Raw genomic sequence first — 11,748 nt, 5'->3', positions numbered from 1 at the left:
ACAAGAGATAGAGACCCCAAGAGCATAGTCATTCTATGTGATTGGGGCTATAGAGCGCAGTCAACGCAGCTGCAGCTTCAAGTAAGAAGGGTATATGAAGTCAACAGATCAGCCAGGAATAGCCCCGATGACACCAATGAAAGGAAAAGCGACCTCTTTTGATATCGCCTACCTGGCCGGCGTATCGCAATCCACAGTTTCACGTGCATTGCGTGACAGCCCGGCTGTTAATCAGGAAACCAAAGATAAAATTTTCGCTATTGCCAAGCAGCTCAATTACAAGGTCGATAAAAATGCCAGTAATTTGCGCAAACAGACGACTGGTACTTTGGCCTTATTGCTGTTTGAAGACCCTACTGTAGACGAATCCCAGATTAATCCATTTTTCCTCGCAATGCTTGGTAGTATCACCCGGGCTTGCAGCCAACGTGGCCACGACTTATTGGTCTCTTTCCAGCAATTAAGCAACGACTGGCATGCCGACTATGAAGACAGCAAAAAAGCCGACGGTATTATTTTATTGGGGTACGGCGACTACAAAGACTACGAAGAAAAACTCAATACGCTGCTAGCTCAGCAGACCCACTTTGTTTGTTGGGGTGCTGAAGTGCATGGCCATCCTGAATTCACTATTCGCAGCAATAATCTGCAAGGGGGAAAACTTGCTGGTCAACATTTATTAGCACAAGGGCGAAAACGTTTTGCTTTTATTGGCAATGCTTCGGATCACAGTCCTGAGTTTTTGGCTCGTTATCAGGGTATGGTGCACGCACTGGAACAAGCTGGTATAGCCGGAGATACAGTGGCGCAACTTGACGCTATCTCCACAGAACAGGCTGGCTTTGATGCGATTAATGAATTACATGCACAGGGCAAAAGCTTTGATGCCTTATTTTGTGCCAGCGATCTGATAGCTATAGGCGCTATCCGCGCTTTACAGAAAAAAGGCCTCAAGGTGCCGGAAGATGTAGCAGTTGTTGGTTTTGACGATATCCCGGTGGCCTCATTTTCCTCGCCGGCTTTAACCACTATTCAACAGAATACCTCTTTAGCGGGAGAAATGTTGGTGGTCAATTTGTTAAAACTGATTAACCATCAGCCAGTGGAACTGACCGAAATTCAGCCTAAAATTATTATCCGTCAATCTTGTGGTGCCGCAGAGCTTTAAGCTGCCGCCCTGGTCCCCCAGCGATGAATACACCCGGTAAAACTCTGCATCCACGCAACAAGCATCTGCAGCCTTATGATTTCGCCGCCCTCTGTGCGGCGGTTCCTGCTTTAGCTGCTTTTGTCCGCGACAATGGCTACGGCACCCCTTCCATAGACTTTGCAAACCCTGATGCGGTCAAAACCCTGAATCAGGCATTGTTAAAACAGCTGTACTCAGTCGAACACTGGCAGTTGCCAGATGGTTTTTTATGCCCCGCTGTACCGGGTCGGGCGGACTATCTGCATTACTTGGCAGATCTGTTAGCCAGGCTGAACAAACACAAAGTACCCACAGGTGCTAAAGTGCAACTTCTGGACATAGGTTGTGGCGCGAACCTGATCTATCCCTTGTTGGCGCAGGCTGAATATGGCTGGAAAGTCACGGCTGCAGAGCTTGATCCGCAAGCTCTGGCGGCCGCTGAGCTGTTAATTGAACAGAATCAGCTGCAGCATAGAATAGCCTTAAGGTCACAGCAAAACCCGGCCCATATTTTTCACGGCATTATTCAAGCCGGTGACCTATTTGATCTGACCTTGTGCAACCCCCCTTTTCACACCTCGGCTGAACAGGCCATAGCAGGCAGTCAACGTAAAGCCCGTAATCTTGGGCTTAACAGTGCCGAATTAAACTTTGCTGGCCGTTCGCATGAACTCTGGTGTGATGGCGGAGAAGCCACCTTTATCCGGCTGATGATAGAACAGAGCCAGAGTTACGGCTCGCAAGTCTTGTGGTTTAGTAGCCTGGTGTCAAAACAACAGAACCTGCCAGCACTGCAGCAGCAACTGACGGCATTGGGCGCAGAACAGCAGTTACTTGAGATGCATCAGGGCAATAAGCAAAGCCGGATTTTAGCCTGGAGTTTTATGACTGATAAACAGCGTCAGCTTTGGGCGCAATTCAGATGGCAGAAAAACTAAAAAGAGAATAAGAGATAGGTGCTTCTGGCCTGTCCATCGCGAAACATGGCCAGAAGCGGGAGAACTCTCAAGGGGCTGATTATTTCGAAGCCAGACGGCGGGTTTTTACTCTGAGCACATACAAGGCTGCAATAATCCAGCTGACCCCACCTATAACCAAGGCATAAATAGCTTGTTTCTCAAACAGATGGTTGACCAGGGAGCCCAAAATACTGGCAGCCAGCAACTGTGGTAACACGATAAAGATATTAAATATCCCCATATAGACCCCCATTTTATTAGCCGGCAGGCTGTCGGCTAATAACGCATAAGGCAGGGATAAAATCGACGCCCATGCCATGCCTATACCTATCATTGGGATCCACAACATCAGCGGGTCTTCAATCCACATAAAACCAAATAAACCAAAAGCACCGCAAACCAGATTAAAACTATGGGTCAGTTGAATGCTGGACTTACGCACCATAATTGGAATTAATAAAGCGGCAATAGCGGCAAAGCCGTTGTAAATAGCAAACAGAATACCTACCCAATCCGCGCCTTCGTTGTAGGCCGCTGAGGTGGTATCGCTGCTGCCATAATGAGTCGCTGTCACGGCTGCAGTGGTGTAAATCCATAAGGAAAACAACGCAAACCAGGAGAAAAACTGCACTACAGCTAAGCGCCTCATGGTAATAGGCATACTGTACAAATCGTCGATGATTTGCACCAGCATAGTGTAGTTTTCTTTGGTTTTATACCAGCTGGTCAGCCATTGCAACAAACCAAAAGCAGCCAGGCCACCACCCAAAATATACAACTGCTTATCCATGTCCCAGTTGTACACAACCGTCAGACAAATAATACCAACCAGCACAAAAGCCCAGCCACGATGAAAGTAGGTTTTACCCGAACCTGCAGGCTGCATAGCCGGTGCCTGATGATGTGGCTCTGCCATTTCCGCTTTTTCATACTCTGCCAGTTCAGCCGGGCTGTATTCTTTGCTACGGATCACTGTCCAAAGCACAGCCAGGAGTAACACGGCACCACCGGTGTAAAAGGAATATTTAACCGAATCAGGGATCTGACCTTCAGGCGCCGTATTAGCGACATTAAACCAGTTCGTCAGGATCCAGGGCAAAGCAGAAGCGATCACAGCGCCCACGCCAATAAAGAAACTTTGCATTGAAAAGCCCATAGGCCGCTGTTTGGCGTTTAAATTATCGCCGACAAATGCACGGAATGGCTCCATAGTGACGTTGATAGCAGCGTCTAGAATCCACAACATACCGGCTGCTATCCATAAGCCTGGGGAATTTGGCATAAAAAACAAAGCAAGCGTAGTGACTATAGCGCCATAAAGAAAAAACGGCCTGCGGCGGCCCAGCTTGGTCCAGGTTTTATCACTGAAGTGACCAATTAAGGGCTGAACCAGCAACCCTGTTAAAGGTGCAGCTATCCACAAAATAGGGATTTCATCTATGCTGGCACCCAAGGTCTGGAAAATCCGGCTGACGTTACCGTTTTGCAAAGCAAAACCAAACTGGATGCCAAGGAATCCAAAACACATGTTCCAGATCTGCCAGAAACTGAGATTAGGCTTTTGTTGCATATCATTGTCCTGTTGAGTCCGGCAGCTGTATTAAAGACTTTAATCCTCTAATCAGCCACTCTTGAATAAAATACGGCTTAGATCTCAGGTGAAGCACTTTGGCTTTGGGTCTGCTGACCTGCATCCTGGGATCTCTGTGACAGTCTTGTTATGCTGCACTTGCTTTTATAGGGTGCCCGATTAGAACAGCGATACGTGCTGTACAACAAGATGAATACGTATTCAGGTCAGGCCAGGCACCACTTTCAACCACAGTCTAAATCTACTATGCCATACAGCAACCTGCCAAAGTAATTGTTGTTTCAGTCAGGCGACCAGTGAATCAGACTCAAGGAGGGTTAATAACACTTCAGTGCTAAGAACGAAGGCAAAAAAGGACGCTAAAGAGCGTCCTTTTTATCTGGGCCGTATTGCTTACCAGATTTTGACCCGAACCGATTCATCCCGGTACATACCGTCACCAGGTTTGACGTCAAAGGTTTGATAAAACTCAGGCATATTCGATAACACCCCCAACACACGGTACATACCGGGTGAGTGAGGTCCGGTGATCACTTGCTGACGCAAAGATGCATCACGGAACTTGATACGCCAGACCTGAGACCAGCCCATAAAGAAACGCTGATCACCACTAAAGCCATCAATCACAGCAGCAGGTTTGCCATTCAAGGAGTTTTGATAGGCTTTAAAAGCTACAGTTAACCCCCCTAAGTCGGCAATGTTTTCACCCAAGCCCAAAGCGCCTTGCAGTTTTAAATCATCAATAGGGTTGAATGCACTGTACTGGTCAATCATTAGCTGAGCACGTTTTTTAAATTGCTCTGCATCTGTTGGCTGCCACCAATCGGTTAAGTTGCCGTTACCATCTGAACGACGGCCCTGATCGTCAAAACCATGGGTAATTTCATGGCCTATCACGCCACCTATAGCACCGTAGTTCACCGCATCATCGGCATCCACATTAAAAAACGGTGGCTGCAAAATAGCGGCAGGGAAAACAATTTCATTCATGGTAGAGCTGTAATAAGCGTTGACTGTCTGAGGGGTCATACCCCATTCAGTACGATCCACAGGTTTGCCTAATTTGGCCACCATACGGTCGAATTCGCATTGGTTGCTACGCTGCATATTACCAATTAAGTCATCGGCTTTTATCTCCAGACAGCTGTAGTCACGCCATACATCCGGGTAACCAATCTTAGCGTTAAACTTAGTCAGCTTTTCCTGCGCCGCTTTTTTGGTTTCAGGACTCATCCACTCCAGACCATCAATAGCCTGTTTAAAGGCAACTCTCAGGTTTTTGATCAGCTGATCCATACGCTCTTTGGCTTCAGGCTTAAAGTGACGTTCCACATAGATTTTACCCAACATAAAACCTAAAGACTCTTCCAGTGCAGACACAGCACGTTTCTCACGATCACGCTGCGCTTCTAAGCCTGACAAGGTTTTACCGTAAAACTCAAAACTGGCCTGATCAAAGCTGCTAGCCAATAATTGGCTATTGGCACGAACCATATGGAATTTTAAGTAGGTTTGCCAGTCTGCAACAGGGATATCAGCTTGCAGTTTGGCAAAAGCAGTCAGATAAGTGGGTTGACGCACCACCAGCTCTTTTACGCCAGCCAGTTTGGCTGCGCTTAATAAAGCCGCCCAATCAAAACCCGGAGCTGTATCTGCCAATTGGGCCAGATTGAGTTTATTGTAAGTTGCATTACGATCGCGGTTTTGCACCCGGCTCCATTGAGCTTCTGCTAATTTGTTTTCAATGGCATAAACAGTAGCAGCCACTTTTGCAGGTTCAGCCCAGCCGGCCAGTTCAGCCACTTTACTGATATAAGCCTGATATTTTTGCTGAATTTCCTTCGACTTTTCATCAGTGTTCAGATAATAGTCCCGGTCAGGCATACCTAAACCAGCCTGATTGGCTTGAGCAATATATTGATCCGAAGCTTTCTGATCCTGGCCAACATACAACACCACAGGAGTGCCTGTCCGATCGGCCTGCAGTTCGCCCCATAGTTTAGCTAAGTCGGCATGGGAGGTCAGAGCATCTACTTTGGCAAAATCGGCTTTTAATGGCTCTAAACCTAAAGTATCTAATTTGGCTGTATCCATATAAGAGCGGTAAAAGTCAGAAATCTTCTGATTATCAGAACCAGTTTCCGCTGTTTTAGCAGCCAGTTCCTGCACTATGGCCAGAACTTGCTTGTCGGCATTTTCACGCAGTTCGTCAAAACTACCCCAGCGGCCTTTATCAGCGGGAATTTCAGTTTTTGCCAGCCAGTTACCGTTTACATAACGGAAAAAATCCTGCTGGGGCTTGACGCTGGTATCCATATTGGCAATTTCAATACCTGAAGTTAAGGTCTTAACTTCAGCTACCGCTGCGGTTGGAGTTTCGATGGATTGCGTCGGAGTTTGGGCGTTGTCACAGCCTGTCAGAGCCATCAGCACAGCGAGGGCTAATGTTGTTTTTTTTAACATGCTTCTTCCTGGAATGGTTTTTATTCCCTTCGCACTTGAAGCTACAGCTTTGTTGACTGCAAGCGCTCGCCCTAGTCACATAGCACTACTATGCTCCCGGGGTCTCATGCCCTTGTCGCCTCCCTGCATCTCCAATTACTTTGGGTATAGTTATTTGGTTTTTACGCAAATCCAGTGTAAAGAAAAGGAGGCTATTGTCCAGTTGAAAGGCAAAGACTGCGACTAGTGGTCACTCAAACCGGATAAATGTCTGAGCGGGTTGATGGTTAACGACTTCAGACTAAATCAGTCTTCCAGACCAGCAGCGATTTGGCTGGTCACTTGTACCAGCCAATCTCTGTCCTGTTCAGCGACAGGCAAATCCAACTCAGCAACCACGGCTAATGCTAATTGCTGCAAATTCTGTTGCAAAGTGGACGGAAGATGATTGTCCGGATCTGTCACTAAACCCAGCACAGTCAACCACAGCACTCTGAGATCCGCCAGAGCCTTAATTTGCTCCAGTTCAGAGCCCTGCGGTGCCTGCTCTAATTGATACAAGACACGACGAAACACCTGGGCCTCAAGGGCTTTGGTGTTCGACGCTAAAAGACGGGTAGTACGATAAATATCCAGCGGATTTCGCATTGGAGTGGCTTAACTGAACAGGCTCAGCAAAGAGCGCGCGCCTTGATCTTTATTGCCTAAACCCAAAGTTTGTTGTTTCAGTTGCTGACGGGTTTCATCCGCTTGCTTTAATAATGCAGCTCTACTTTCTTCATCAGGTGCAGTGCGGCTTGAATTACGGCCTCCTGTGCGTTCAGCCTCGAGGCTGCTCGCCGCTTTACTGACAGCAGTGGCGGTTTCCAGTTGCGCTTTGAGCTTTTTGTCTTCTTTGGCTAAACGCTCAGAGCTTTCATTTACAGATTTTTCCGCTGAGGCTAAAGCGCTGGTTTTACCCTCTTTACCATTTAACAAGGCTTTTGCATCAGCAGCAGAACCAATTTTTTCTGGTAAACCTAAGCTTTTATCCAGTTTACTGCTGCTTAGCTCAGATTGGCTGCCATAACTGTTGGTGGTTACTTTTGTCGCATCTTTATCTGTAAGCAAATTGACGCCTTTGCCACCATCAGCGCCTTTATAGCTTGCACTTTCCAGCGACTTTTCTATACCAGAACGTAATGACGCATATTCTTTTTGTAACTTTTCACGTTGCGGCGCGGCTAAGGAATCATCCGCCAGCTTAGTGGCCACTTCACGCACCTTCACCAAAGAGTCTTTGATATCAGTAGTAGCAGCCTGAGCACTTTCCACTGCACCTTTGCCTTTGGCCAGACTTTGCTGCACAGCAGAATAATCTTTGGCAGAGTTACGTCCCGGGCTAAATTCCAATTCGGCCTTTTTGCTGGTCGATGCCGTGCTGCTTGAAGTAGAAGCACTGGCTGAAGCCTGTGTTGTAGCAGTATTGGCTGTAGGGGTTGAAGGAATATAACCCGAGGTGACATTGTTAATCATGACAAACTCCATCTGGACTGGCGGCCAGAAATTAAACTACTTACTAGTTTAACCTTGTGTTGCTGTTTCGCCAATCAAAAAGCGGCTATTTTATCGCCACAGAACCAAAGCTCTGGATTTTCCGTTACAGTAGAGCTTTCAATAACAAGGCAGCTTATGCGACACCTGGTACTGATCTATGATGGTGATTGCCCTTTGTGTCGCAATTATGTAGCGGCACAACGTCTGCGCCAGCAGTATGGTGAACTGGTTTTACTCAATGCCAGAGATTTGCCAGAGCAAGAGCCCTTGTTACTGGCAGAACTACAGCAGCAGGATTTGGTGCTGAATCAAACTATGCTGTTGTATCTGGACGGACGCTGGTTAAAAGGCGCAGAGGTGGTGCAGTTATTGGCTTCCATGAACGAACCCAACTGGCGAAACAGGCTCTGGTTGAGTTGGTTTAGATCAGCGCGCCGCGCCCGCTTTAGCTATCCTTTGCTGCGGGCCGGTCGTAATTTAGTATTAAAGCTACTTAAAATCCCACCTTTACCCTATTGAAGCTCCAGCAGCACACTGCTCCGGCCAGCTAATTGCAATTGACCTTTAGTCTGGATGGGCTGGCCTGTCAGCACATCTTTAAACCGGGCATGGGCCGGCATTAACTCTGAGTAACGGTTTAAGTCTACAGTTTTAGCTTCGGCGTTTTTATTAAAAAATACCCAGACCTGACTGTTATCCTGATAGCGTACATAGCTGTATACGCCCTCTGCAGGGCTGAAATGTTTCATCTTGCCCAGCTGCAGCACACTCGTAGTTTTACGATAGTTCGCCAGCTTTTTCACCAGTTGCAGAGCTTCAAGCTGAGCTTTGCTTAAGCCTTGTCCGGTAAAAGCATTCACAGCATCACCGGTCCAGCCGCCAGGGAAATCGCTGCGCACTAAGCCATCGTCACGTTGTTTTGGACTCTGTTTCAGAATTTCAGTGCCGTAGTACAACTGCGGAATACGTGGTGCAGTCAGCAAGTAGATGATCGCCATCCGATACAAATCCCTGTCTTCATTTAACAGCGAAAACAAGCGGGCTGTATCATGATTGCCTTCGAATAACACTAAATTGGTTGGGTTTGGATAGATCACGTCATTGCCCAAGGCCTCATAAAGTTTCACCCAGCCTTTGTCCCAGGATTCTTCCTCGGTCAGCGCAGACAGTAATGCGTAATAGAGCGGAAAATCCATCATGCTGGGGGTAAAGGACTGATAGCCATCGGCATTTTGTTTGCCTTTTTGCCAGTAAGACACTACTACAGGATTGGCACTCCACTCCTCCCCCACAATATTGAAGTTTGGGTACTCACTCAGCAGCCGCTTTGACCAGGCCGTCAAAAAGTCTTTGTCCGCATAAGAATAAGTATCTTCACGGATACCGGATAAATTAGCGTATTCCACCCACCAGACCGAGTTTTGAATTAAGTAAGTGGCTAATAGCGGATGACGTTGATTTAAGTCCGGCATAGATTCGACAAACCAGCCATCGACAAAAGCTTTGGCATCCACTTTGGCGGCATAAGGATCCTGCACCGTAGTGCGGGCATGGTTAGTCGGATGGAAACTGGCGTCGTAGTTCAGCCAGCTTTGTTCAGGTAAGTCCTTAAGCCACCAATGGTTTGAACCTATGTGATTCACCACTATGTCCTGGATCACGCCAATCCCCAGCTTGTTCGCTTCAGACACAAAATTTTTATAGTCACCGTTAGTGCCAAAACGTGGATCGATTTTATATAGGTCGGTAGCGGCATAACCATGGTAGGAATAGGCTGGGCTGTTATTTTCTGTCAGCGGTTGAGGCCATATCTGCGTCACTCCCAATTGCTGCAAATACGGCAAAGCCTGCTGCATACCGGCAATATCGCCACCATGCCGACCACCAGGTGCGGCTCTGTTCAAGCCTTCTGCTAATCCTTTGACTTGATCATTCGAGCTGTCGCCATTAACAAAACGGTCCGGCGTAATCAGGTAAATCAGATCTTTTTGACTAAAACCCTGGCGCTGGGCTGAACCTGGCTGACGGGCTAACAGACTGTAGTTATGCCGGGCCATCGTTTTGCCATTTTTTGTAAACACCAACTCAAAGCTGCCAGGCTTCACATCAGGGCTTAGCTCCAAATCCACAAACAGATAATTGGGGTTGTCGACCTTTTGCAGCCCAGTGAGTTTGACGCCGGGATAATTCAGTTGCACTTTAGCTTGTTGAATATCCCTCGCATGCACCATCAGTTGCAGCTTGGACTCTTTCATACCCGCCCACCAAAAGGCAGGCTCCAGGTGTTCGATTTGAGCTGCATAAGCCGAAGGAGCCACTACGAGCAGCCCTAGCAGCACTGCCTTTATGTGATGAATAGTTGTCATTGCAGTACCACCTTCACTTTGGCCTGATCCCAGTTAAATTTCGCCTTTACTTGCTGCTTCGCTTGATCAAACCAGGCTGTCCCTGCTGTCATCTCTGCTTCAGAGCTGACCCACTGCAAGGTTTTGCCATTGACCCGTACTGCTGCAGCTTTAGCCCATTGATGCACAACCAGGGTGACTTCACGCTGTTTTGGCATACCGGCGTATCCTAAACCCGTGCGGTTGAACTCCAGCATCAGGCCGTTTGTTGCCTTGGCACTAAAAGTCAGCAACTCATACTGGCCACTTTTTAACGAATCAGGTGATACACCATCATCTTCATACATCTGGCCTTTGGCTGTATTTACTGATGAGTCATGGTAATAATGCAGTTCCAACTGACGGCTGTTGTAGTCTTTTAAGCTTTGTACTGCGTTCACCATAGGCACAAAAGAGCCGGCCCGCACCAACACCGGCAAGCGGGTTAAATCTGTTGGCTGCTGGATAGTATTGCCACCCTGATATTTTTTATCCGTCCAGTAATCGAACCAGACGCCTTTGGGTAACTGCACCGATACAGAGGTCACTCCAGCTGCTGTGACTGGAGTCACTAAAAAGGCATCGCCCCATAAGTAACTGTCTTTGTTGGCAATTAAGCTGGTGTCTGCTTCGTTTTCAAAAAACAGCGGCCGCATCAGGGGCATACCAGTGGTGCTGTTTTGATAAGCCAGACTGTAGTTGTAGGGGAATAAGCGGTAGCGTAATTTCACATACTCACGCAGAATATCTTTGGTTTCCTGGTCATGCAGTACGGGCTCTGGCGCTATTTGCTCCTGTGCATGAGGGCGATACACAGGTTGGAATACACCATACTGCAGCCAGCGGATATACATTTCTTTATCAAAGACTTCTCCACCGGCAAAGCCACCTAAATCTGAGTGGGTATAGGCCATACCTAACAAACCCATTTGCAGCGACAATTCCACCTGAGGTTTTAAACCGTCCCAGCTGCGACTGACATCCCCTGTCCAGGGGATCATGCCAAAGCGCTGTGATCCGGCAAAACCAGAACGCATCATAATCATAGGCCGCTGTGCTGGTTGCTGGTCTAAGCGGTTTTTGTAAAGTAATTCAGCCCAACGATGGCCATAGGCATTATGGATTTCATCGGCAGTACCGACGCTATGAATAGCATCGGCAGGATGTACTTCAGGTTCACCTAAATCGCCCCACCAGCCAGCTACGCCATAGTCGGCCAGCTCGTTGTAAATACCTTCAAACCAGTGGCTGCCTTCTTTTGAAAACACATCCACCAGACCCGTATGACCGAAATAAAAATCGAAGGTTTTAGGCTTACCTGCTAAATCTTTGGCTAAAGCCTTGGCCTTGACCGCTTCATCCCAACGACTGGACGTGCTTAACACAAAAGGTTCTGTAATCAGGACAGTATTCACGCCTTTGGCTTTAAAGTCGCTGATCATACCTTTAGGGTTTGGAAAGGCTTTTTTATCCCAGGCTAAGTTGCCCATATGGCCCTGAATATCTGGCCCAAACCAGTATAAATCCAGCACTACAGCGTCCAGCGGGAAATCTTCAACGGCAAATTTATCCACTATAGCGCGCGTTTCGGCTTCAGTGTGATAACCAAAACGCGAGGCAAAATTACCAAAAGCCCAACGCGGTGGC

General features: G+C 47.6%; 9 protein-coding genes. 3 read left to right on the top strand and 6 right to left on the bottom strand.

The annotated features are described in order from the left end of the window. The first annotated feature begins 127 nt into the window (after nt 1–127). A complete protein-coding gene (locus LDL40_RS15835; protein ID WP_300996420.1) occupies nt 128–1,168 on the top strand; it encodes a LacI family DNA-binding transcriptional regulator in 1,041 nt (346 codons plus the stop codon). Between the two features lie 23 nt (nt 1,169–1,191). Next, entirely contained in the window at nt 1,192–2,127 is a 936-nt protein-coding gene (gene rlmF, locus LDL40_RS15830; RefSeq protein WP_300996419.1) for a 23S rRNA (adenine(1618)-N(6))-methyltransferase RlmF, read from the top strand. Between the two features lie 79 nt (nt 2,128–2,206). On the opposite strand, the gene LDL40_RS15825 is transcribed toward rlmF, so the two are convergent. The 4 genes from LDL40_RS15825 to LDL40_RS15810 form a co-directional block, all read right to left on the bottom strand. Further along, nucleotides 2,207–3,718, bottom strand: coding sequence for an MFS transporter (locus tag LDL40_RS15825; RefSeq protein WP_300996418.1), 1,512 nt, complete (start codon nt 3,716–3,718; stop codon nt 2,207–2,209). Between the two features lie 414 nt (nt 3,719–4,132). Then, nucleotides 4,133–6,202, bottom strand: coding sequence for a M13 family metallopeptidase (locus LDL40_RS15820; protein WP_300996417.1), 2,070 nt, complete (start codon nt 6,200–6,202; stop codon nt 4,133–4,135). A 285-nt stretch (nt 6,203–6,487) separates the two neighbouring features. After that, nucleotides 6,488–6,829 carry a flagellar biosynthesis regulator FlaF gene (locus tag LDL40_RS15815; protein WP_300996416.1) on the bottom strand — a complete coding sequence of 114 codons (342 nt, stop codon included), beginning with the start codon at nt 6,827–6,829 and terminating at the stop codon, nt 6,488–6,490. A gap of 9 nt (nt 6,830–6,838) precedes the next feature. Continuing rightward, nucleotides 6,839–7,696 (bottom strand): hypothetical protein, encoded by an 858-nt coding sequence (locus tag LDL40_RS15810; RefSeq protein WP_300996415.1) that lies wholly within the window; start codon nt 7,694–7,696, stop codon nt 6,839–6,841. A 156-nt stretch (nt 7,697–7,852) separates the two neighbouring features. On the opposite strand from LDL40_RS15810, the gene LDL40_RS15805 reads away from it, so the two are divergent. Continuing rightward, complete coding sequence (locus tag LDL40_RS15805) at nt 7,853–8,236, top strand: DCC1-like thiol-disulfide oxidoreductase family protein (protein ID WP_300996414.1); 384 nt, start codon at nt 7,853–7,855, stop codon at nt 8,234–8,236. On the opposite strand, the gene LDL40_RS15800 is transcribed toward LDL40_RS15805, so the two are convergent. Both LDL40_RS15800 and LDL40_RS15795 read right to left on the bottom strand, forming a co-directional pair. After that, nucleotides 8,230–10,083, bottom strand: a complete 1,854-nt coding sequence (locus LDL40_RS15800; protein WP_300996413.1) for a glycoside hydrolase family 13 protein — start codon at nt 10,081–10,083, stop codon at nt 8,230–8,232. The genes LDL40_RS15805 and LDL40_RS15800 overlap by 7 nt on opposite strands. Continuing rightward, nucleotides 10,080–11,748, bottom strand: a 1,669-nt coding sequence (locus tag LDL40_RS15795) for a TIM-barrel domain-containing protein (protein WP_300996412.1), incomplete at its 5' end; no start/stop codon positions are given. The genes LDL40_RS15800 and LDL40_RS15795, both read right to left, overlap by 4 nt.

This window comes from Rheinheimera sp. (genome assembly GCF_020217005.1).
Taxonomy (GTDB): Bacteria; Pseudomonadota; Gammaproteobacteria; order Enterobacterales; family Alteromonadaceae; genus Pararheinheimera.
Note: the sequence above shows the minus strand (reverse complement) of the source record. Positions and strands in the feature narration are given on the sequence as shown.